19 protein-coding genes are annotated in these 24,549 nt (G+C 41.1%); 8 read left to right on the top strand and 11 right to left on the bottom strand.

Going from position 1 to position 24,549, the window contains the following annotated elements; all coding sequences use genetic code 11:
• Nucleotides 1-76: 76 nt before the first annotated feature.
• Nucleotides 77-631 carry a menaquinone-dependent protoporphyrinogen IX dehydrogenase gene (gene hemG / locus QPX86_RS00095; RefSeq protein ID WP_220754368.1) on the bottom strand — a complete coding sequence of 185 codons (555 nt, stop codon included), beginning with the start codon at nt 629-631 and terminating at the stop codon, nt 77-79.
• A gap of 185 nt (nt 632-816) precedes the next feature.
• Here hemG (QPX86_RS00095) and QPX86_RS00090 point away from each other — a divergent pair, with 185 nt between their 5' ends.
• A complete protein-coding gene (locus tag QPX86_RS00090) occupies nt 817-1,125 on the top strand; it encodes an ArsR/SmtB family transcription factor (protein WP_220754369.1) in 309 nt (102 codons plus the stop codon).
• A 74-nt stretch (nt 1,126-1,199) separates the two neighbouring features.
• On the opposite strand, the gene hemG (QPX86_RS00085) is transcribed toward QPX86_RS00090, so the two are convergent.
• From hemG (QPX86_RS00085) to pepQ, 4 genes are all read right to left on the bottom strand, one after another.
• Complete coding sequence (gene hemG / locus QPX86_RS00085; protein ID WP_220754370.1) at nt 1,200-1,727, bottom strand: menaquinone-dependent protoporphyrinogen IX dehydrogenase; 528 nt, start codon at nt 1,725-1,727, stop codon at nt 1,200-1,202.
• Nucleotides 1,728-1,775: 48 nt separating this feature from the next.
• The gene (locus tag QPX86_RS00080; protein ID WP_285163793.1) at nt 1,776-3,233 is read right to left on the bottom strand and encodes a TrkH family potassium uptake protein; all 1,458 of its coding nucleotides are present in this window, start codon (nt 3,231-3,233) and stop codon (nt 1,776-1,778) included.
• A gap of 92 nt (nt 3,234-3,325) precedes the next feature.
• A complete protein-coding gene (locus tag QPX86_RS00075; protein ID WP_285163792.1) occupies nt 3,326-3,940 on the bottom strand; it encodes a YigZ family protein in 615 nt (204 codons plus the stop codon).
• Nucleotides 3,933-5,255, bottom strand: a complete 1,323-nt coding sequence (pepQ, locus tag QPX86_RS00070) for a Xaa-Pro dipeptidase (RefSeq protein ID WP_285163791.1) — start codon at nt 5,253-5,255, stop codon at nt 3,933-3,935. Before pepQ ends, QPX86_RS00075 begins: the two co-directional genes overlap by 8 nt.
• 260 nt (nt 5,256-5,515) lie before the next feature.
• Between pepQ and fadB the strand changes: the two genes are divergently transcribed.
• From fadB to QPX86_RS00045, 5 genes are all read left to right on the top strand, one after another.
• Nucleotides 5,516-7,666, top strand: coding sequence for a fatty acid oxidation complex subunit alpha FadB (gene fadB, locus QPX86_RS00065; protein ID WP_285163790.1), 2,151 nt, complete (start codon nt 5,516-5,518; stop codon nt 7,664-7,666).
• Between the two features lie 22 nt (nt 7,667-7,688).
• The gene (gene fadA, locus QPX86_RS00060) at nt 7,689-8,858 is read left to right on the top strand and encodes an acetyl-CoA C-acyltransferase FadA (RefSeq protein ID WP_285163789.1); all 1,170 of its coding nucleotides are present in this window, start codon (nt 7,689-7,691) and stop codon (nt 8,856-8,858) included.
• A gap of 216 nt (nt 8,859-9,074) precedes the next feature.
• Nucleotides 9,075-9,320, top strand: coding sequence for a sulfurtransferase TusA (gene tusA, locus QPX86_RS00055; RefSeq protein WP_220754377.1), 246 nt, complete (start codon nt 9,075-9,077; stop codon nt 9,318-9,320).
• Nucleotides 9,321-9,322: 2 nt separating this feature from the next.
• Nucleotides 9,323-9,763 carry an MOSC domain-containing protein gene (locus QPX86_RS00050; protein WP_220754378.1) on the top strand — a complete coding sequence of 147 codons (441 nt, stop codon included), beginning with the start codon at nt 9,323-9,325 and terminating at the stop codon, nt 9,761-9,763.
• Between the two features lie 426 nt (nt 9,764-10,189).
• On the top strand, nt 10,190-13,378 hold the full coding sequence (locus tag QPX86_RS00045; RefSeq protein ID WP_285163788.1) for an amidohydrolase family protein: 3,189 nt from the start codon (nt 10,190-10,192) through the stop codon (nt 13,376-13,378).
• Nucleotides 13,379-13,460: 82 nt separating this feature from the next.
• Here QPX86_RS00045 and QPX86_RS00040 read toward each other — a convergent pair whose 3' ends face one another.
• A complete protein-coding gene (locus QPX86_RS00040) occupies nt 13,461-14,021 on the bottom strand; it encodes a DNA-3-methyladenine glycosylase I (RefSeq protein ID WP_285163787.1) in 561 nt (186 codons plus the stop codon).
• Between the two features lie 120 nt (nt 14,022-14,141).
• Between QPX86_RS00040 and glyQ the strand changes: the two genes are divergently transcribed.
• On the top strand, nt 14,142-15,047 hold the full coding sequence (glyQ, locus tag QPX86_RS00035) for a glycine--tRNA ligase subunit alpha (RefSeq protein WP_153915680.1): 906 nt from the start codon (nt 14,142-14,144) through the stop codon (nt 15,045-15,047).
• A gap of 9 nt (nt 15,048-15,056) precedes the next feature.
• Nucleotides 15,057-17,126 (top strand): glycine--tRNA ligase subunit beta, encoded by a 2,070-nt coding sequence (glyS, locus tag QPX86_RS00030; protein WP_285163786.1) that lies wholly within the window; start codon nt 15,057-15,059, stop codon nt 17,124-17,126.
• Nucleotides 17,127-17,222: 96 nt separating this feature from the next.
• Here glyS and QPX86_RS00025 read toward each other — a convergent pair whose 3' ends face one another.
• From QPX86_RS00025 to dnaA, 5 genes are all read right to left on the bottom strand, one after another.
• Entirely contained in the window at nt 17,223-18,305 is a 1,083-nt protein-coding gene (locus QPX86_RS00025; RefSeq protein ID WP_285163785.1) for an HDOD domain-containing protein, read from the bottom strand.
• Between the two features lie 107 nt (nt 18,306-18,412).
• Nucleotides 18,413-20,830 carry a DNA topoisomerase (ATP-hydrolyzing) subunit B gene (gene gyrB, locus QPX86_RS00020; protein WP_220754383.1) on the bottom strand — a complete coding sequence of 806 codons (2,418 nt, stop codon included), beginning with the start codon at nt 20,828-20,830 and terminating at the stop codon, nt 18,413-18,415.
• A 15-nt stretch (nt 20,831-20,845) separates the two neighbouring features.
• A complete protein-coding gene (gene recF / locus QPX86_RS00015; RefSeq protein ID WP_285163784.1) occupies nt 20,846-21,928 on the bottom strand; it encodes a DNA replication/repair protein RecF in 1,083 nt (360 codons plus the stop codon).
• A 112-nt stretch (nt 21,929-22,040) separates the two neighbouring features.
• Nucleotides 22,041-23,141, bottom strand: coding sequence for a DNA polymerase III subunit beta (gene dnaN, locus QPX86_RS00010; RefSeq protein ID WP_285163783.1), 1,101 nt, complete (start codon nt 23,139-23,141; stop codon nt 22,041-22,043).
• Nucleotides 23,142-23,160: 19 nt separating this feature from the next.
• Complete coding sequence (gene dnaA / locus QPX86_RS00005; protein WP_220754386.1) at nt 23,161-24,549, bottom strand: chromosomal replication initiator protein DnaA; 1,389 nt, start codon at nt 24,547-24,549, stop codon at nt 23,161-23,163.

Raw genomic sequence — 24,549 nt, 5'->3', positions numbered from 1 at the left:
ATCACCTATCAACTTTTCTTTATTATCTTTGAGAAAGCTTTTGAGTCGGCTTTTGAACAAGCTTGACTAAAATGTCTTAGCTCACCGCTTCAGGCTTAATCAAGCTAACAACATGATCAGCATAAACTTTGACGTCATCCCAATCAGTGTAATCAATCACTGTAGATGGATCGGTCGGGCCATCGGTCATTTTCATGATTAAACGAATGGCTAAACTGTCATACCAAGTCCAAGACGGGTAATTAACTTTTCCGGGAATAATCTTCACATCTTGTGGTGTCCAAGGCGAAAGCTCGATGAACTTTTGTAGATATTTATTATTCTCAGGAATACGTTTCTCTGGTTTACGAGCAACCACATTGACACAGAAGAAGCTATTCGGTTTATTGCTTAACTCAGCTTGATAGCGCGTTACAAATTCAAATACTGACTTATGGTAAGAGCCATAAAGAACGCAAGCGCCAAGTGCAATTGCATCATAGCTAGCCCAATCAATGTCAGCATGATTATTATCAAGAATATTGACCACATCACACTGATGACCATTGTGTACAATCTGCTCAGCTATCGCACGACTAATTTGCGCCGTATGACCGCCTCTTGAGTAATAAATCACTAATGTTTTTGCCATTTTTACACCGATGGTTGCTCTAATAGGCAATCATTGTGGCAAAAAAAGCCATTTCAATCGTGCTCTTTGATCACAAATTAGAAATGACTCATATATTTGAACGATAAAATTGAGATCTGGGTTAGCCAGCAGTATGATGCCAATTAAGTAATAAATTAAAGTATATAGTCAGGTAAGGTATATAGATGTCTGAAAATATTGATGTAGATTCGATGTTAGGTAGTGCGGAAATGGCAGCCAAATGGCTAAAGGCTATTGCTAACCCGTATCGTTTGATGATCTTGTGTTTATTACTCGACAAAGAACACAGCGTGACGGAGCTTAACGAGAAGGTGCCACTAAGCCAATCAGCGTTGTCACAACACCTTGCAGTCATTCGAGCCCAAGATTTAGTGAATACTCGTAAAAGCTCGCAAAATGTTTACTATACATTGAAGAATGAAGAAGTGACCGAAGTCATTTCCATTTTACATCGTTTATATTGCGCTAAGTAGCTTGCTTTTTCTCTGCTGTATCAGGCTTTGACTCTAGCTCAAAGCCTAGCTTTCCCCTTCTAAAGACTCAATGTTTAGAGCAGCTTAAACTCGTTAGCAAACTCATCCACCTTTTGCCAATCAGTAAACTCATAGGTACCTTTGGTATCGGTGGGCCCTTTAGTCATCCACATAATAAAGCGGATCATGACTCTGTCGATGGTTCGATATTTAGGGTAATCAATTTTGCCAGCAAACACGCCCAGAAGTTTAGGTTTCCAAGTAGAAAGCGTTAAGAACTTTTGCATGTAGGGGTTAGTTTCTGGGGTGTTTTTTTCAGACTTTCTTGCCACAACATTTACAGTAAAAAAAGCGCTGTTAACCTTCTCTAAAGTCGCAGCATGCTGAGTAATAAATTCAAATAATGCTGGTCGATGCTTACCATAACGAATACTCGCACCAATTAAAATCTTATCAAAATTTTCTAATACCAATGAGTCAGCTTGCTCAAGGGAAGCTATTGTCACTTGCTCGTCTGTTATTTCTAATTGCTGTTTTATCTTCTCGCATATTGCCAGTGTTTGACCGTCAACGGTTGAGTAAATAATAAGGTTGTTCGACATTTTAATTCCTTGTAAATGGCCATTCCCTGTCAGTGAAGAAAAAATAAATTAGTTTTTCCAAAAAGTCGGCGTAAACAGCACTAACAAGGTAAACACTTCAAGACGACCAAATAGCATCGCCAGTACTAGCACCCATTTAGCACCATCTGTCACACTGGCATAGTTACTGGCAACATCACCTAAACCTGGACCTAAGTTATTAATACTGGCCGCTGTGGCACTAAATGCGGTAATGGCATCCATCTCCATTGCCATTAGCAATACCATACAAACCACAAACACTAATGCATAAGCAGAGAAGAATCCCCAAACCGCATCAATCACACGGTCAGGCAATGCCGAACCACCAATTCGAATCGAATACATGGCTTTTGGATGAATAAGCCGTTTCATCTCACGTGAGCCCTGCAACAATAACAGCACAAAGCGAATCACTTTCATACCACCACCTGTTGAGCCCGCACAGCCACCAATAAAGCTTGAAAAAATAAGTAAAATAGGTAAGAACAGTGGCCAAGAGTGAAAGCTTTCAGTACCAAAACCCGCAGTCGTTGAAATTGACACCACTTGGAAAAAAGCATAATCAAGTGTTTGTTCTGGAGTATCATAAATACCCGAACTATAAAGCGTGGCAAAACATGTTGCTGTTAACGCTAATTGAATTCCGATTAATGCTTTAAATTCTGCATCACGAAAGTAAACTTTAAAGTTAATTCCGCGCCAACTAAAAGCAGCAAAGTGCAAACTAAAATTCACCGCAGCAATCAATAAGAATACAGCACAAATCACGTTAATCAGTGGGCTATCAAAATAACCGATACTGGCATCGTGAGTCGAAAAACCACCAATGGCAATTGTCGAAAATGAATGACAAATAGCGTCAAAACCACTCATACCAGCAAAGTAAAATGCGGTTGCACAAGCCACGGTTAATAATAGATAGATATACCAAAGCGCTTTCGCTGTTTCAGCAATCCTGGGTTTCATCTTGCTGTCTTTAACAGGTCCAGGGATTTCCGCTTTATATAGCTGCATCCCACCAATACCTAATAGCGGCAAAATAGCCACCGCCAGCACAATGATACCCATGCCGCCCATCCACTGTAGTAGATGACGATAGAATAAAATGGCTTTAGGCAAGTCATCGAGGCCAACAATCACTGTTGCACCAGTAGTGGTTAACGCGGAAAAGGATTCAAAAAAGCTGTCAGTCCAACTGAGGTTGGGCTCTGTGGAGAAAATAAATGGCAGTGCACCAATGGAACCAAGAACGGTCCAGAATAGCACCACAATAAGGAAGCCTTCGCGAGTTCGCAAATCCCCCTTTTGACGACGGTTGGGATACCACAATAAAAAGCCTAAAAATAAGCTAACACAAAATGCCTGAATAAAAGCAGTGCCGCCACCATCTTGATAAAGAATGGCAACCAATGCTGGCGGCAACATGGTGATAGAAAATAATCCCATCAACAAGCCGGTTATTCTGATAATTGTTTTATATTGCATTTATTATTGCACTAGTTTGCATGGCATTGGTTTTAGACCGTGTAAATTTCACAGTTATATAACCTTATATTCTGGCATACTTTTTCCAACCATCAAACGTTAAACTTCGCCTTAAGCTGCCCTTGAGTTTGGGTCGCCAGTTCTCGATTAAAATCATCATGAAATGCTTTTGCTATTTCGAATTCGATTTCTATCGCATCAGTAAAGTTTTTATTGATAATAATGCCGTCAAACTGATTGATCAGGTATTCCACATTATTAAGTTGCGGGTAACTGCATACCAAAGAAGAAGCATAACGAATGTACTTGGTGACTGTCGACAGTTCGGTTAAACCCGATTTGATCCCTGAGGAATAAGCACGGACTAAACCGCCAACCCCAAGTTTAGTACCACCAAAAAAACGCACCACGATAGCACCAATTTCACCAATACCTGAACCTTGTAATGTGGCTAACATTGGCCTACCAGCACTACCAGCTGGCTCACCATCATCGCTGCTGCCGATAGCAATACTATTTTGAGGATCGGACGCCACAAAAGCATAGCAGTAATGGCTAGCTCCTGGGTATTCGCTCTTTACGTTAGTAAGTACACACTTCAATTGAGCTTCACTAATGCAGTGGAACAGCACAGTAATGAAGCGGCTGTGTTTGATATCTTCCTCAATCGTCAGTGCTTGATTAGGAATTAAGTATTGTTCAGTCAATCAGGCCAAGCTCTCGAGTCATATTTTCATTGCGATCTTGGTGAACAATAACATTATCTTCAATACGAATACCGCCGTAAGGACGCAATTCATTAACCGTATCCCAGTTTATTTGTGATTGACGCTGATCGGCTTTTAATTCGCCTAATAATGAATCAATAATATAAATACCCGGCTCGATAGTGAATACTTGGTTGGCTTGTATTTCACGAGTACACCGTAAGAATGGATGCCCTTCAGGAGTAGGAATGTGAGTACCACGTTCATCCCGTAAAAAACCGCCCATATCATGAACTTGTAAACCAAGCATATGACCTAAACCATGAGGGAAGAACACACTGGTTATTCCTTGCTCTACTAATCCCTGAGCATCACCCGTTGCTAAATTAAATTCCAACATTAATTCAGCTAATTTGGCATGAGTAGTTAAATGAAGATCGGTATATTTAACCCCTGGTTTCATCAGATCGACAATGGCCAGCTGCATCTTGTTCATTTCTACAATGAGTTCATAAAAGTGGTTTTTCTCAAACGAATAAGTTCGAGTGATATCTGATGCATAACCATTATAGTTAGCCCCAGCATCAATCAAAAATGATAACCGTGGAGACGGAATTTGATGCTCAAGTGCGGTGTAATGCAAAATGGCAGCATTTTGATTAAGGGCAACAATATTGCCATATGGCACTTCATTTTCGGTTTGGCCAATTGCCGATAAATATTGCTGCTGGATTTCAAACTCACTACCACCATTATAAAAGGCATTCTTAGCAGCTAGGTGCCCTTTTACTGCAATTTGGTTAGCACGGCGAAGGCACTCTAATTCATACTGAGTTTTATCTGCACGGTGATAATGTAAGTAATTTAAAACTGAATCGGGGTTACGTCTGCTCATTCCTAATACTTCAGCGACATCAAGATGTTCACCTAAGTAAGCCCAGTCCGCAATATTATTAGGTAATAACTCAGCAACACGGTCAGCTTTAGTGAGTAGTTTAATATCAAAATGTTCAGCCCAAAAATCGTTTGGCTCATCACTGACTTTATGCCAAAAATCGACTGGACGATAAAATATTAATTGTGGTTTATCAGTGCCGTTGGCCACAATCCAACAATTAGGGTTATCCAATACAGGCAACCAAGCTTTAAATTGAGGATTAACTTTAAACGGGTAGCTTAAATCATCTAAAAACTGTCGATGAGCCTGACCGGAATGTATCACCAAACCAGCAAGTTGTTCTCGAGAGACAATCTCGGCAACCCGACGATTTAATTCTGCAATGTGCGCATGATAAAAATTAGCTAGCTGATCCATTTTTGCTATCCCTGTGATGTTATTTTTCTTGTTTAAGAACCTGTGAAGTGTATCACAAAGGGCAAAAATGCCTCCAGCAGATAAAAATTTAAACGTCCGTTTAAATTGAGTGTTGTAATTTGTCTCATTTCGTCGCACACTGTTTGGCAACTGGTCAAATGATGGCCGTCGCTGCTGTGATAAAAAGCTAGATATCAAAGCTAAATAACAACACAGTAATTGTGATGTGGAAGTCGCTTTTAGCAAAAAGGAAGCAAGCAATGATCTACCAAAGTCCTACAATTCAAGTAGAGTTATTAGAGGATAACATTGCCAAGTTGTGTTTCGATGCACCTGGCTCAGTTAACAAATTCGATAAAGAAACTCTCTCTTCATTAGATGCTGCTCTTGAAAGCATCAAGCAAAACACTAGCATTCAAGGTTTATTACTAACATCAGGTAAAAGTACCTTTATTGTTGGTGCCGATATTACTGAATTCCTAGGTTTGTTCGAACTAGATGATGCAACACTATTAGCTTGGGTTGAACAAGCTAGTGCGGTATTTGATAAACTTGAAGACTTACCTTTCCCAACAGCTTCTGCTGTTAACGGGTTTGCACTTGGTGGTGGTTGTGAAGCCATTCTTGCTACTGACTTACGTATCGCAGATACCAATGCTCGTATCGGCTTACCAGAAACCAAGTTAGGTCTTATTCCTGGTTTTGGTGGCACAGTTCGTTTACCTCGTGTAATTGGTGCAGATAACGCTCTTGAGTGGATTACCACAGGTAAAGACCAACGTCCTGAAGCTGCATTAAAAGTTGGCGCAATTGACGCTGTAGTGGCTCCAGAGAATTTAGAAGCAGCAGCATTGCAAATGCTTAAAGATGCTATTGCTGAAAAGCTTGATTGGCAGTCTCGTCGTAATCGCAAGCTTAAGGCATTAACCTTACCTAAGCTTGAAGCAATGATGTCATTCGCCACAGCTAAAGGCATGGTATTCAAAGTTGCAGGCAAACATTACCCAGCACCAATGATGGCTGTTAGCGTCATTGAGCAAGCAGCAACACTTGACCGCGCTGAAGCACTAAAAGTTGAAAACAAAGCATTCATCAAGTTAGCAAAAACTGAAGTAGCAACCTCACTGATTGGTATTTTCTTAAATGATCAATTTGTAAAAGGTAAAGCTAAAAAAGCAGGCAAGCTTGCTAAGAAAGTAAACAATGCAGCCGTACTAGGTGCTGGCATCATGGGCGGCGGTATTGCTTACCAAAGCGCAAGTAAAGGCACACCGATTGTTATGAAAGACATCGCACAGCCTGCGTTAGATTTAGGCTTAGGCGAAGCTGCTAAATTGTTAACTGCACAAGTTAAACGTGGCCGCTCTACTCCAGCTAAAATGGCTGCGGTTCTTAATAACATCACTCCAGCTTTAGATTACGCGCCAGTTAAAGATGCTGACGTTGTCGTTGAAGCCGTTGTTGAGCATCCAAAAGTTAAAGCATCTGTACTTGCTGAAGTTGAACAATTCGTTGCAGATGATGCCATCATCGCATCAAACACCTCGACCATTTCAATTAACTTACTAGCGAAAAGCATGAAAAAACCTGAGCGTTTTTGTGGCATGCACTTCTTTAACCCTGTGCATAAAATGCCTTTGGTTGAAGTTATTCGTGGTGAAAATTCATCTGAAGAAACCATTGCTTCTGTTGTCGCTTACGCGAGCAAAATGGGTAAAACACCCATCGTTGTTAACGATTGCCCAGGCTTCTTCGTTAACCGCGTATTGTTCCCATACTTTGCAGGTTTCAGTGGCTTATTAGCCGATGGTGCTGACTTTGCTAAAGTCGATAAAGTGATGGAGAAGCAGTTCGGTTGGCCAATGGGTCCTGCTTACTTACTTGATGTTGTTGGTTTAGATACAGGACATCATGCACAAGCAGTCATGGCTGAAGGCTTCCCAGATCGCATGGGTAAGAATGGTAAAGATGCTATCGATATCATGTTTGAAAGCCAACGTTTTGGCCAGAAGAACACTAAAGGTTTCTACTCTTACTCTGTTGACCGTCGCGGAAAACCGAAAAAAGATTTAGATCCAACAAGCTACGAGTTGCTTGGTAAAGAATTTGGTGAACTAAAAGACTTTGAAACTGATGAGATTATCGCACGCTGTATGATCCCAATGGTTATCGAAACGGTTCGCTGTTTAGAAGAAGGCATTATTGCTTCTCCAGCTGAAGGCGATATGGGCCTTGTTTACGGTATTGGTTTCCCACCATTTAGAGGCGGTGTATTCCGTTACTTAGATACTATGGGTGTCGCTAACTTTGTCGCAATGGCTGACAAATTTGCACACTTAGGTGGCCTATATCAAGTGACTGACGCAATGCGTGAGCTTGCAGCTACTAACGGCACATACTACCCAGCCTAATCAGCAGTAAAGGAATAACATCATGAAAAACGCTGTAATCGTCGACTGCATTCGTACTCCGATGGGCCGCTCTAAGGCTGGAGTATTTAGAAATGTACGAGCAGAAACTCTTTCTGCTGAACTAATGAAATCATTATTAAGCCGCAACAGTAAACTTGATCCAAATGACATCGAAGATGTTATCTGGGGTTGTGTGCAACAAACTTTGGAACAAGGTTTTAATATCGCACGTAATGCTGCGTTATTGGCTGGGATTCCAAAATCAGCCGGTGCTGTAACCGTAAACCGTTTATGTGGTTCATCAATGGATGCGCTTCACCAAGCCACTCGCGCCATCATGACAGGTCAAGGCGACACCTTCATCGTCGGTGGTGTTGAGCATATGGGTCACGTACCAATGAACCATGGCGTAGACTTCCATCCTGGTCTTGCAAGTAACGTTGCTAAAGCCTCAGGTATGATGGGTTTAACCGCTGAAATGCTTGGCAAAATGCATGGAATTACTCGTGAGCAACAAGATGCATTTGCTGTGCGTTCACATCAACGTGCCCATGCGGCAACTGTTGAAGGTCGTTTTGATAGTGAGATCGTACCGGTTGAAGGTCACGATGCTAATGGTGCACTAATCAAGGTGACTCACGATGAAGTTATCCGCCCAGAAACGTCACTTGAATCTTTATCTGGATTGCGCCCTGCGTTTGACCCAGCTAACGGTACAGTAACAGCTGGTACTTCTTCAGCTTTATCTGATGGCGCTTCTGCAATGTTAGTTATGGAAGAAGAAAAAGCCAAAGCACTAGGCCTACCTATTCGTGCTCGCATCCGTTCAATGGCTGTTGCCGGTTGTGATGCTGCAATCATGGGTTACGGCCCAGTTCCTGCAACGAAGAAAGCTCTGGCTCGTGCAGGTCTTAACATTGATGATATGGACGTAATTGAGTTGAACGAAGCGTTCGCTGCTCAGTCTCTTCCATGTGTTAAAGACTTAGGTCTAACCGATGTGGTTGATGAGAAAGTGAACTTAAATGGCGGCGCAATTGCATTAGGTCACCCATTAGGTTGTTCAGGTACTCGTATTTCAACGACCTTGATTAACTTGATGGAAGCTAAAGATGCGAAATATGGTCTTGCAACTATGTGTATTGGTTTAGGCCAAGGTATTGCGACTATTTTTGAGCGTGTAGATAGTTAGTTTTTTTAGCTAATATTTATAGCTAACAAAGCTAGTAATTTAAAAGCCGTGCTTATGAAGCGCGGCTTTTTATTGTTTATAAATAAATGTTCCACGTGAAACATCACGTACTAGTTCACGAAATACTAATAAAGCCTAAGCTAGCCACTTGCAACACTCATTAAGCAGAGTAAAATTAGCGCAATTAATGTCAGTCAGTCGTATATAAGAGTTGGTATGAGCGAAATTTTTTCTACAGCAGAGCATCACCTAGATGCACTTGGTTTGCGTTGTCCAGAACCTGTAATGATGATCCGTAAAACAGTCCGGAAAATGGCTGAAGGTGAAACCTTGTTGATCACTGCTGACGACCCTGCAACTACCAGAGATATCCCAAGTTTTTGTGAATTTATGGATCACACACTGATTGCAAGTGACACTGAACAAACGCCATATAAATATATGATCAAAAAAGGACTTTAATCATGTCGACACTCAAAGCTATTGCTTACAAAACCGCAAAAAAAGGCCAAATGAATCCAGTATTTTGCGCCAACGTAAGCCTGCTCAAAGGTGTTGAAAATGATGTATTTGGTCGTCCAGGTAAGCGTCAAGTCACTGTGATGTCATTAGAACAATGGCAAACAGCTTGTCAGGAAATTAAAGCTGATTTAGATTGGCTAACTCGCCGCGCTAATATTTTAATAGATAACTATCAATTTAGCGTTGCAGATGTAGGTAAACACATTTCTATTGGTAATGATGTGACCTTACTTATCACTGGTGAAACAGATCCTTGCGCCAAGATGGAAATGGCTCATTCTGGATTAGAGAAAGCGCTACAACCATACTGGCGTGGTGGCGTAACCTGTAAAGTTGTCAGTGAAGGCTTAATTCAGGTTGATGATAAAGTAACGATTACCTAGCCTAAGATGCCTCTTTGAAGAGGCATATAAATCTACCCCATTTTTATGCTGCAACTTATTACAAAATATAGATCGTAAGTACTCCACTCTAGAGCAATAATATTTCTTATAAATTACACTTCAGAAGTAACATAGACACAACGCCTAAAAAGGCTGCTTATCTTGGCAGTACTTCACAAGTTTTATTGTTACTTGCCAAATATAAACTAGCCAATACTTTGCCCAAACGAAACCAAGTAACTGAATCTTCTAAAGTCGGCTTTTTGATTTACCCCACCTATGACTGTCATCATTTGAAACAGAATAAATGTTTAGTTATTGCCAAATATGTGCGATAAATATCATCAGTTTTTTAACTATCAAACAACACTCAATTGATAAAAGTGTAACTCTACCTATAACGATAATCATAATAACGGACTGTGCATGTTTACCTCAAAAATAAAACCACTCTATACCGCGATGGCGCTGAGTTTAGCCAGTGCTTCGCTTGCTGTTAACGCCACAGAAGAAACTGAAAAATGGCAAGTTAACGCTCCTGCAAACGCACCTTTAGAAAAACTACAGATTGATGTTACCGAAGGCACGTGGATGAATATCAGTGTTTCTCCTGACGGGAAAACCATTGTGTTTGATTTACTAGGTGACATATACCAAATGCCAATCAGTGGCGGGGAAGCAAAAAAGCTAGCTTCTGGAATTGCTTGGCAAATGCAACCTGTCTACAGCCCAGATGGAAAGCAAATAGCGTTCACATCTGATGAAGACGGCGGCGATAATATTTGGGTAATGAATGCTGATGGTAGCAATCAACGTGCAGTAACCTCTGAAACATTCCGTTTATTAAACAGCCCCGCATGGAGCCCTGACTCACAATACTTGGTTGCACGTAAACACTTTACTGCAAGCCGAAGCTTAGGTGCTGGTGAAGTTTGGATGTATCACGTAGCTGGTGGTGAAGGTGTTAAATTAACTGAACGCCCTAATGATCAAAAAGATTTAGGTGAGCCAGCTTATTCGCCTGATGGCCGATATATCTACTTCAGCCAAGATGCTACACCGGGTAAAACATTCCACTACTCAAAAGATTCGGTTAAAGGCATTTATAAAATTAAGCGCTACGATACTCAAACCGGTGATATTGAAGTATTAATTGAAGGCACTGGTGGTGCAATTCGCCCAACGCCAAGTCCAGATGGAACTAAACTCGCTTACATCAAGCGCGATGGTTTCCAATCAACACTGTATTTACTGGACTTAAAGTCAGGTAAACATACTAAACTTTACGGTGACCTTGACCGCGACATGCAAGAAACATGGGCTATTCACGGCGTTTACCCAACCATGTCATGGACACAAGACAATGAAGAGATTGTTTTCTGGGCCAAAGGTAAAATAAACAAACTAAACGTTGAGGACCAAGAAGTTGAGAATATTCCTTTCTCCGTCAAAACAGAACTGGATGTCCAACCTTCTGTACGCTTTACTCAAAACCTTGACCAAGACGAGTTTGATGTAAAAATGCTGCGTATGGCGCAAGTATCACCTAATGGCGAAAAGGTAGTATTTGAAGCATTAGGTAAACTTTGGATCCGTGACATTGAAGATGGTAAACAAAAACGTTTAACTCGTTTAGATGACGATATTAATGAGCTTTTCCCACAATGGTCTCGCGATGGGAAAAATATTGTATTTACAACTTGGAATGATCAAGACCAAGGAACTGTCAGCATTGTTAGTGCTAAAGGCGGACGCAGTAAAGAATTGACCAGCGAGCCGGGTAAATATGTAGAGCCAACCTTTTCTCCTGATGGCAAAGTTGTTGTATACCGTAAAGCTAAAGGCGGATACGTGACACCTCGAACTTGGTCGCAAGAGCCTGGTTTGTATAAAGTTGATATAAAGAAAAAGAAAAACATCAAAATTACAGCTAGTGGCTACCAACCTCAGTTCGGTGCAGATTCAAAACGTGTTTTCTTTATGGATTATGGTGAGACACCTGAACTATCGTCAATTAGCTTAGACGGCTTCGAAAAACGCACCCATTACACCAGTGAACATGCAACAGAGTTTCGTGTATCGCCTAACGGTGAACATTTAGCTTTCTCTGAACGTTTCCGTGTTTACGTTACTCCATTTGCTAAGCACGGTGAAACGGTTCGTATAAGCCCTAAAGCAACTAACCTTCCTTTAACTCAATTAAGTGTCCGTGCTGGCGAGAGCATAAGTTGGAATAATAAGAGCAATGAACTTTATTGGACTCTTGGGCCTGACTTATATCAAGCCGCTGTTGATACTCAATATGCTAAGACTGAAGATGAAATAAAACCAACAGTCACTGCTATTGGTTTTAAAGAAAAGGCAGATGTTCCACGTGGAACAATCGCCTTTGTTGGCGGTAAAGTTATTACCATGGAAAATGATCAAGTCATTGAAAATGGTGTAGTCATCGTTACTGACAATAAGATTGTTAGTGTTGGTGATGCTAGCGTAACCATACCGAAAGGTGCACAGGTTATCGATATTAAAGGTAAAACTTTGATGCCTGGTTTATTCGATGCTCACGCTCATGGTGGTCAAGCTGACGATGAAATCATACCTCAACAAAACTGGCAGTTATACTCTGGTCTATCGTTAGGCGTTACAGCAATTCATGATCCATCAAATGATACGACTGAAATCTTTGCAGCATCAGAGCAGCAAAAGGCAGGCAATATTGTCGGCCCACGTATATTCTCAACGGGTACCATTTTATATGGTGCAAATGCTCCAGGATATACGTCTCATGTCGACTCGTTAGATGATGCTAAATTTCACTTAGAGCGCCTAAAGAAAGTCGGTGCTTTTAGTGTGAAGAGTTATAACCAACCACGTCGTAACCAACGTCAGCAAGTAATACAAGCTGCACGTGAACTAGAAATGATGGTTGTGCCTGAAGGCGGAAGCTTACTACAACATAACTTATCAATGATTGCTGATGGTCATACAACTATCGAGCATTCACTTCCAGCGGGTTCAATCTACAGTGATATTAAGCAATTCTGGAGTCAAACAGAAGTTGCCTATACACCTACTCTAGTTGTTGCCTACGGTGGTATTTCAGGTGAACACTATTGGTATGATAAGACCGATGTTTGGGCTCACCCTCGCCTAAGCATGTATGTACCAAGTGATATATTGAATGCTCGTTCGATGCGCAGAACTAAAGCACCAGATGCGCATTACAATCATTTTAATGTTGCTCGTGTAGCCAATGAACTTAATGACATTGGAATCCATCCAAATATCGGTGCTCATGGTCAACGTGAAGGCTTAGCCGCACATTGGGAAATGTGGATGTTTGCCCAAGGTGGTATGAGCAATATGGACGTACTTAAAACAGCTACGATTAATCCAGCTAAAACCTTTGGTATGGACCATCAAATAGGTTCAATTAAAGCAGGTAAATTGGCTGACTTAATTGTCATTGATGGCAATCCATTAGAAGATATTCGCACTACGGATAAAGTCACTTACACTATGGCTAACGGTAAAATATATAACGCTGAAACTATGGATCAGTTAAATGGTGAAGAGATAAAACGTAAGCCATTTTTCTTTGAAACTGTTAAATAGCTTAACCTGTAGCTATTAATTTAAAAGGGATGTTCCACGTGGAACATCCCTTTTTTTTATTACTAGTGACATATTTCAAATATCACTTTCCATAGCGAAAACAATCTGTTGTATGATCGTTAACCATACCTACCGCTTGCATAAATGCATAACAAATCGTTGGTCCAACAAAGTTAAAGCCGAGCTTTTTAAGTGCTTTTGACATCGCTTCTGATTCAACAGTTTGTGCTGGAACTTCTGACATTGAACTGAAATGATTAACCTTAGGCTTACCACCAACGAAATCCCATAAGAAAGTAGAGAAGTCATTGCCTGCATCTACAAAGGCCAAATATGCTTTAGCATTTCTAATTATAGAATTGACCTTCAAACGATTTCTAACAATCCCTGGATTTAACAGTAGTTGTTCTACTTTCTCATCGTCAAAAGTAGCAATAATCTTAGGGTCAAAATTGGCGAACAAAGCTTGGTAATTATGCTGCTTTTTTAAAATGGTAATCCATGACAGTCCCGCTTGCTGTCCATCAAGGCATAACTTCTCAAATAGCTGGATAGAATCATAAACTGGCCTTCCCCAAACATTATCGTGATAATCGATATAAAGAGAGTCATTACTTAACCAAGCACAACGTTTCTGATCCATTTGTATTGCCCATTTCAATTTTTAGTCTCTACGTTAAAAAATAACCTACATCTGTATTAATCTACAAGGTATAATCAAAACCATTTTCTATTTTTAGCCTCAACCAGTAGATAAGCGGACATGACGACGAAACACGACGTAAAGACATTCCAGGGCTTCATTATGACCCTGCAGGAATACTGGGCGCAGCAAGGTTGCGCAATCGTTCAACCATTAGACATGGAAGTGGGTGCAGGTACTTTCCACCCGATGACATTTTTACGTTCATTAGGCCCAGAGCCAATGAGCAGTGCTTACGTGCAACCATGTCGTCGACCTACAGATGGTCGCTATGGTGAAAACCCTAACCGACTTCAACATTACTACCAATTCCAAGTAGTGCTTAAGCCTTCTCCAAGTAACATCCAAGAGCTATATCTTGGCTCATTAGAAGCGCTTGGTGTTGATATGGGCGTTCATGACGTTCGTTTTGTTGAAGACAACTGGGAATCGCCAACACTTGGTGCTTGGGGTTTAGGTTGGGAAGTCTGGTTAAATGGCATGGAAGTGTCGCAATTTACCTACTTCCAACAAGTTGGTGGCTTAGAATGTAAGCCAGTAACTGGTGAAATCACTTACGGTTTAGAGCGTCTTGCGATGTATATCCAAGAAGTCGACAGCGTATACGACCTTGTCTGGACTGACGGCCCTATGGGTAAAGTCATGTACGGTGACATTTTCCATCAAAATGAAGTTGAGCAATCAACGTATAACTTCGAACATGCTGATGTTGAAGTGCTATTTAAGCAATTTGATGACTGTGAAAAAGCCTGTCAAAAACTGTTAGCGCTTGAAAAACCGCTACCATTACCAGCTTACGAGCAAGTAATGAAAGCCTCGCACGCATTTAACTTACTCGATGCCCGCCATGCTATTTCAGTTACTGAACGCCAACGTTATATCTTACGTGTTCGTACTATGGCAAAAGGTGTTGCAGAATCTTATTACCAAGCACGTGAAGCGCTTGGTTTCCCAATGTGTAAGTAGAGGTAGAATATGAACGTTGAAAACTTACTCATTGAAGTGGGTACTGAAGAATTACCGCCAAAAGCATTACGTAAACTGGCAGAATCATTTCTTGCTAACTTTACTGAAGAGCTAACTAAAGCTGAGTTAGCTTATGAAAATGCAACTTGGTATGCGGCGCCTCGCCGTTTAGCAATTAGTGTTGAACAACTTGCTGTTGCGCAAGCTGACAAAGTGGTTGAGAAACGCGGACCTGCAGTTGCTCAAGCATTTGACGCTGAAGGAAACCCAACTAAAGCCGCTATGGGCTGGGCTCGTGGTAACGGAATTACTGTTGAACAAGCTGACCGTCTAAAAACAGACAAAGGCGAATGGTTATTACACCAAGCTAAAGTGGTTGGTGTTGAAACCAAGTCTTTAATTGCTGCAATGGCACAAAAGTCTTTAGATAAATTACCTATCCCTAAGCCAATGCGTTGGGGTAGTAATACAACACAATTTATCCGCCCAGTTCATACTGTCACCATGCTGTTAGGTGATGAACTAGTTGCTGGTGAATTGTTAGGTATCGAATCAGCTCGCACTATTCGTGGTCATCGTTTCATGGGTGTTGATACCTTTGAATTAGATCATGCAGACAACTACTTAACTGAACTTGAAACGCAGGGTAAAGTATTAGCTGATTACCAACGTCGTAAAGACATCATTAAAGAAAATGCAGAAATAGCTGCCAAAGAAATTGGCGGCGTTGCAGAGCTTGAAGATGACTTACTTGAAGAAGTAACCGCATTAGTTGAATGGCCTGTTGTGTTAACAGCAAGCTTTGAAGAAAAGTTCTTAGATGTTCCTGCTGAAGCTTTGGTTTACACCATGAAAGGCGATCAAAAATACTTCCCAGTATTTGATAAAGCAGGCCAACTATTACCAAATTTTATCTTTGTGACTAACATTGAGTCTAAAGATCCTCAGCAGATTATTTCAGGTAACGAAAAAGTGGTTCGCCCTCGTCTTGCCGATGCTGAATTCTTCTTTGAAACTGATAAAAAACAGTCATTAGAAACTCGTCTAGCCAGCTTAGAGTCTGTTGTTTTCCAAAAACAATTAGGCACGATTAAAGCTCGCGTTGAGCGTATCTCTGCAATGGCTGGTTTCATTGCCACCAGCATTAACGCTAATAGCGAAGAAGCCGCTCGTGCAGGCTTACTGTCTAAATCTGACCTAATGACCAACATGGTAATGGAGTTTACTGATCTTCAAGGCACTATGGGCATGCATTACGCACGCTTAGATGGTGAAACTGAAGCTGTTGCAGTTGCCTTAGCTGAACAATACAAGCCTAAGTTCTCTGGCGATACTGTGCCAACAGCACCGATTTCTATCTGTGTCGCGTTAGCTGAAAAACTCGATACTTTAGTGGGTATTTTTGGTATTGGGCAAGCACCTAAGGGCGCAGCGGATCCATTCGCACTTCGTCGTGCAGCTATCGGTATTTTACGTCTTTGTTTAGAAAACAACTTACCGCTAGATTTAGTTGATTTAATTGCTAAAGCAAAAGAATTACACGGTGAAAACCTAACTAACGAAAACGTATCTGAACAGGTTCTTGAGTTCTTTATGGGCCGTTTCCGTTCTTGGTATCAAGATCAAGGTGTAGGCGTTGACGTTATTCTCGCTGTACTAGCACGTAAACCAACTGCACCAGCTGATTTTGAAAGCCGCATTAAAGCTGTGGCTCACTTTAGAACCTTAGAGCAAGCATCAGCTCTTGCTGCTGCTAATAAGCGTGTATCTAACATCTTGGCTAAAGTTGAAGGCGATATCCCGTCTACTATTGATTCTGGACTTCTCGTTGAAAGTGCTGAGAAAGCATTAGCTGAAAAGTTAGCTGAACTGCAACCACAACTTGCACCATTATTTGCTGCAGCAAACTATCAACAAGCATTAGATCTTCTTGCTGGTTTACGTGAAAGCGTTGATACCTTCTTCGAAGATGTAATGGTTATGGCAGATGATGCAGCTCTTAAGAATAACCGTTTAGCACTTCTTAATAGTCTACGTGAGCAATTCTTACATGCCGCTGATATTTCATTATTACAATAATGATATCTGAGTCATCACAACAAAAACGCGCCTTATGGCGCGTTTTTTTATGGCTAACGTCAGTGTAGATTAAACGAACATCCAACTAAAGTTACATTATAGAGTGATTAACTTTTGATGCAGTAACTCAAACTCATCATGGCTAATAGCGACTTGAGAAAGCAACTGCGACTGCGCCTGCTCTGTCAGCTTATCCACCTGTTTAAGCATCGAACATTCACTAATGATATTGGCACGCCATATTATCAAAGCCATGCTATCTGTTGGTTTGTGATGACAGTTAGCCAATTGGGTTAACGGCACTTCAAATTCAGCGGGTAATTGCCAATATTTAACAAGCAATGCGCTGAGTCCTAATGACTTGGTCGTCATGACTTGCTTAAACAATATCGAATTAGGCTGCTCACCAGGTTCAGCTTGTCGAAACGCTTCAATCATCATTTTAAAAATAGCAATTTTGCCAACGTCATGTAGTAAGCCTAAAAAGAATGCGGTATCACCATCATATTCTGCAAGTTCATTAGCTAAAAAGGCTACCTGCATAGAGTGGCGCCAAATTTCAGCGCCAAAGCGTCTGAAATAAATAGGCTTAATGTTAATCATTTCCTTCATTAAGCTTGTTCGTACAAATAGTTGTAATTGGCTTAAACCAATCTGCACAACAGCTTGTTGCAAGCTGGTGATTTGCTTATCAGAGCGTTTGAAAGCACTCGAATTACACAACTTCAATACTTCAATACTCAATACCGGATCTTGCTCTATCAGCAGAAGCAAAGACTTAGTATCGACATCTGATTGAGCTATTTGTCTGTCTACTTCTGATAATCGACTAGGTAGTTTAAGTACCTTTTCAGCAATAGCCTGCGGCGCTGTAAAAGCCTGTTCAATCTTAGTCAGCACACTGCGCTCTAAGTCATTTGCCATTGCACCTGTATCTTGGCTACTTGATGGAAATAACAAACTATAAAACAGTGCACTAGCATCAAGAACACTTGTCGGCACGGCAACGGAGACTTGCTCAGTAGTTTGTTGATGACTAGCTTGCTTTGGCCTAGACGCAACTTGTGAATTAGCTGGGCGTTTTAATAACACAGATTGTTGGCTGTCTAATGATTTAGCAGCATTGACCTCTTGGGTCGGACGAACATTAAACAACTTATAAAATAGCTTTTTAAACATGACAAAATACCACTTAGACAGGTAACAACATTGGAAAAAGCTGGTTTAAAAGGGTTAAAACTAAAAATGGGTGCCACTTGGCACCCATTTAATTTAACAGAGATGCATTATACGTCTAAGTTAGCAACGTTCAGCGCGTTGGTTTCAATGAAGTCACGACGCGGCTCTACTTGATCGCCCATTAAGGTCGTGAATAATTGGTCAGCACCAACAGCATCTTCAATGGTCACTCGTAACATACGGCGTGTTTCAGGATCCATTGTAGTTTCCCACAATTGTTCAGGGTTCATTTCACCCAACCCTTTATAACGTTGAATGTATAAACCACGTTTCGCTTCGCTCATGGTCCAGTCAAGTGCTTCAATAAAGCTCTCAACTTCTTTCATGCGCTCGCCACGTTTGATGTAACCACCTTCTTCAATCATACCGTCTAACGCTTTACCTAACTTAGCAATTAGCGTGTAGTCATTTGACTGGAAGAAGTCGTAGCTGAACAAGTAATTAGTATCAATACCGTGCTTACGAATAGTTAGGCTAGGTAAGTAAGCTTTACGCTCTGGATCTAATACTGGCTCTATGCTGTAGATAACACCATCAGACTCAAGTTCAATTAAGTCTGCGACGAATGCATCACACCACTGTTTCATTTGCCCCTCATCAGACAACATTTCATTTGAAATGCCTGGATGGTGGATCATGCGATTAGTAATCGACTCAGGGTAGCGTTTAGCTAAACGTTCAATAATCGCTTCAACTTCACGGTACTGAGCCACTAAACGCTCTAGTGGTTCACCTGACATGCCAGGTGCACCAGCAGTTGGGTAAATATGAGTGCCATCTAACGCTTGCGTTGTTAAGTACTCAGTTAATGCTGGCTCATCTTTTAGATATTGCTCTTGCTTACCTTTTTTAACTTTAAATAAAGGTGGCTGTGCAATATAGATATAACCGCGCTCAATCAACTCTGGCATTTGACGGAAGAAGAAGGTCAATAGCAGCGTACGAATGTGCGAGCCATCGACGTCGGCATCGGTCATGATGATGATGTTATGGTAACGAGTCTTTTCTGGGTCATAGTCTTCACGACCAATACCACAGCCTAATGCAGTAATCAGTGTTGCCACTTCTTGAGAAGAAAGCATTTTATCAAAACGTGCTTTTTCAACGTTTAGAATTTTACCTTTAAGCGGAAGAATCGCTTGGTTTTTACGGTTACGTCCCTGCTTGGCTGATCCGCCAGCAGAGTCCCCTTCCACTATGTAGATTTCAGAAAGGCCAGGGTCTTTCTCTTGGCAATCTGCAAGTTTACCAGGTAAACCGCCTAAATCTAATGCGCCTTTACGACGAGTCATTTCACGGGCTTTACGTGCCGCTTCACGAGCGCGCGCTGCATCAACAATCTTACCGACAATCAGTTTAGCATCGACAGGGTTTTCTAATAGGTAATCATTTAACTGCTCACCCATTGTTTGTTCTACTGCACCTTTAACTTCACTTGATACCAATTTATCTTTGGTCTGTGAGCTAAATTTAGGGTCGGGTACTTTTACTGAAATAACCGCGGTTAAACCTTCACGAGCATCATCACCCGTTGCACTGGTTTTACCTTTCTTATTGAAACCTTCGCGCTCCATGTAGTTATTTAAGTTACGTGTTAATGCACCACGGAAACCCGCTAAGTGAGTACCACCATCACGCTGTGGAATGTTGTTGGTAAAACAGAAAATACTTTCCTGGTAACCATCATTCCATTGCATTGCTACTTCAACTGTAATGCCATCTTCACGCTCATGGGTGAAATGGAAGACATCTTTGTTAATAGGTGTTTTGTTACGGTTTAGGTAATCAACAAATGCGCTAATACCACCATCGTATTTAAAGAATTCATCACGCTCATCACGCTCGTCAACCAAGCGAATACCCACACCTGAGTTCAAGAATGATAATTCACGCACACGCTTGGCAAGAATATCAAAGTGGAACAAAGTATCAGAGAAGGTTTCAGGGCTTGGCCAAAAACGGATATGAGTACCAGTTTTATCAGAGTCGCCTACTGGAGCAATTGGGGCGTCAGGTACACCCATAGTGTAAAACTGTTCGTAAATATGGCCATCACGACGAATGGTCATTTGCAGCTTTTCAGACAGCGCGTTTACTACTGAAACACCTACACCGTGCAAACCACCAGATACTTTGTATGAGTTATCATCAAACTTACCACCAGCATGAAGTACGGTCATAATAACTTCAGCTGCTGAAACCCCTTCCTCTTCATGGATAGCAACTGGGACACCACGGCCATCATCTGTTACAGACACTGAGCCGTCAGCATGAATGGTTATAGTAATGTCATTACAGTGGCCAGCTAAGGCTTCATCGATAGAGTTATCGACCACTTCGAATACCATGTGATGAAGACCCGTACCATCATCTGTATCACCGATGTACATCCCTGGTCTCTTACGAACAGCATCAAGGCCTTTTAAAACCTTAATACTCGAAGAATCATAACTATTCTCTGACATATTTCTCTCTCGTTTTTATTCAACTACCGTGACTTGCCCATGTTCCACATGAAACATTTTACTTGGCGGGCTTGCCAGCGAATCGACTATTGCAACAGGATCAATCGCTGTGACAAAAATTTGTGCACCGGTTTCGGTTAACTGTTTTAGCAATAGTTGCCTATGTTGTGCATCCAACTCAGATGGAAGATCATCCACAAGGTAAATACTATGCTTGTTTTGTTGTTCTTGAAGCAATTTGCCTTGTGCAATACGCAGTGCACAGACTAATAATTTTAACTGTCCTCGGGATAATGCATCCTGCACAGGAAGGTTGCCAACGCGCAATCGTAAATCCGCTTTATGTGGTCCACTGCCTGTATTTCCCGATGATAAATCTCTGTGATATTGAGTTTCGAGTAACTCTGCAAAATCCGTTTTGCTATCCCAGCCGCGAGTAAAGGAAACTTTAATATCAACTCGTGGTAAAAACTCTTCGATTATACCCTTAAGTAGCTCATTTAACGAGTCTACATATTGATTTCGTATCGAAGTAACTTGTTCAGCATACCGTACCAATTCCTTATCCCAAAATTGAATTGTGGTATAAGAAGAACCATCTCTAAGAAGTTGATTTCTTTGCTTTAAAATTCTTCTTGTATTCACCCATGCTTGATAAAAATTAACGTCCGCATGAAAAGCGCCCCAGTCGATAAATTGTCGGCGGGCTTTTGGGCCTTCAAATAGCAAAGAAAAACTTTCCGGTGTGATAACTTGAATGGGTAATGTTTCAGCCAAAACCGACAAACGCTTCACTTTGTCGCCATTTAATTTGACATCAATATCGCCATTTCGAAAACGTCTTAAACCTAATTTAGCTTCGCCCGATGCCATTTCTAGTTGAGCAAATAAAGTTAAACTATCTTGCTCAATATTAATCACTCTTTGAGATAAATGACTGCGAAAAGAACGCCCCATTCCCAAAAAATATATCGCTTCTAATATACTGGTTTTTCCGCTGCCATTTTCACCATAAATCAGATTTAAACCTGACTCTGGTTGTAATGACGCCGAAAGGATATTGCGAAACTGGGCGATATTAAGACGGGTTAAACTCATGAGTGGTAATTTCTCAAACCTATCAACAAAGAAGTAAAACTAAAAAAGGTGCCTTAATGTAGCACCTTTTGGGATAAAAACGTCGCAGTAATCTATTTAGATCATGTCAAAATTATAAACGCATAGGCATCACGACATACATTGAATCTTCTTCGGCGTGGTTTTCTATCAACGCACTCGAGTTTCCATCAATCAGAGTGATTCTGACGTCGTCACTGGCTAAGTTATTTAATACATCGAGTAGATAACTCACATTAAAGCCAATTTCTAAGTTTTCAGAATTGTATTCAACGTCGATAATTTCTTCTGCTTCTTCTTGCTCAGGGTTGTTTGCTGTAATGCGCAATAATCCTGGCTCAAGCTGAATACGAACCCCGCGGAACTTCTCATTCGATAAAATTGAAGCGCGAGTTAATGCTTGTTTTAAATGATTACGACTCGCGACTACAATCTTATTACCGCCTTTAGGTAACACGCGACGATAATCAGGAAAACGTCCATCAACAAGCTTACTGGTAAATACGGCATTATGGGTGGTGGCACGAATAGCACTATCACCAATAGCAATATTAATCTCTTTGTCTTCGCTCTCTAATAAGCGCGACATTTCAACCACACCTTTACGCGGCACAATCACTTGTTTTTCTGGTAATTCGATACCAATATCACGATGACTGAGTGCTAAACGGTGTCCATCTGTCGCAATCGCTTTTAACGAGTTACCCGCAGTTTCAAAAAGTAAGCCATTTAAATAGTATCGAACATCTTGGTTCGCCATTGAGAACTGGGTCGAATCAATAATCGACTTTAATGTGCCCTGCTTTAAACTGAATTCAATCTCTGCTTGGAAAGCTTCAACATTTGGGTAATCAGATGCTGGCAAAGTGGCTAAAGAAAAACGGCTACGGCCTGAGCGTAATAACCATTTGTTTTCTTGTTGTTCAATTTTGATTTCGACTTGTTCAGGAAGAGACTTGACGATATCTAAAAGCTTTTTAGCGGGAACAGTCGTGCTACCGACTTCAATGTCACCTTGAATAGGCGCTTGGCCTACAAGCTCCACTTCTAAATCTGTACCTGTCAGCTTAAGTGAAGACTCACTAACTTCCACAAGTAGATTAGATAAAATCGGCAAGTTATGACGTCTTTCTACTGCGCCACACACTAATTGAAGTGGTTTTAATAGGGCATCCCTATCAATTGAAAATTTCATTCGTCTCAATTTCCTGATATTAAGAAGATAATGTACGTATCAAGTTAGCATAATCTTCTTTAATGTCATGACTTTCTTCACGCAATTGGGCAATTTTTCTGCATGCGTGTAATACGGTAGTATGATCACGACCTCCAAAGGCATCCCCAATTTCAGGCAAGCTTTGGTTTGTGAGTTCTTTTGATAATGCCATCGCTACTTGACGAGGTCTCGCAACACTACGAGAACGACGCTTAGATAGCATGTCAGCCATTTTAATTTTGTAGTACTCAGCCACGGTCTTTTGAATATTATCAATCGTGACCAGTTTTTCTTGTAGCGCTAATAAATCACGCAATGCTTCACGAACAAAATCAATCGTAATCGGTCGACCAGTAAAGTTAGCATTGGCAATAACACGGTTTAATGCGCCTTCTAATTCACGCACATTTGAACGTAAACGTTTGGCAATAAAGAACGCCACTTCATCTGGAAGGTTAATGCCACTCTCTTGTGCTTTACGCATCAAGATCGCCACACGAGTTTCCAGTTCAGGCGGCTCAATAGCAACCGTAAGACCCCAACCAAAACGAGATTTTAAACGATCTTCTACCCCATCGATTTCTTTAGGGTATTTATCAGATGTCAAAATGATCTGATGATTACCTTCTAATAGTGCATTGAAGGTATGAAAGAATTCTTCTTGTGAACGATCTTTATTGGCAAAGAATTGAATGTCATCAATAAAGAGTGCATCAACACTACGGTAATAACGTTTGAAATCTTCAATCGCATTATTCTGTAATGCTTTAACCATATCCTGAACAAAACGCTCAGAGTGCATATAAACCACTTTAGCATTGGGATTATTTTTAATAATCCCATTGCCTACTGCATGCAATAAATGGGTTTTACCTAAACCGGTGCCGCCATATAAAAATAATGGGTTGTATGCACCACCTGGGTTTTCTGCCACTTGCAGCGCTGCAGCTTTACCTAATTGGTTTGATTTACCTTCAACGAAATTATCAAACTGATAAGTAGGATTAATATTACTGCGATGATTAGCATGCTCAACAGGCTCAGCTTGAGTATTAAATGCTGTACTGACACGCGGCTTAGCTTGTGTACTTTGCGGCTGTCTAACTTCTGCTTTTACTGGTGCAGGAGTTCTGACTGCTGACGGGCGGCTACCAATATCAAAACGCAGCTTAGGGGCATTTCCACCTAACTGTTCAGTAAAAAATTGATTGATGATATTGATGTACTTATCTCGAACCCAATCGAGTACAAAACGATTAGGTGCATAAAGTACCAAAGTATCGCCATCCATTTCAGCTTGTAGCGGACGGATCCACATACTGAATTGCTGCGCAGAAAGTTCGTCTTGCAGCCTGTCGATACATTGTTGCCAAAGTGAAACCGCCAC

The sequence above is a fragment of the Shewanella goraebulensis genome, assembly GCF_030252245.1.
In the GTDB taxonomy this organism is placed as follows: Bacteria; Pseudomonadota; Gammaproteobacteria; order Enterobacterales; family Shewanellaceae; genus Shewanella; species Shewanella goraebulensis.
This window is presented reverse-complemented; position numbering and strand designations above follow the sequence as displayed.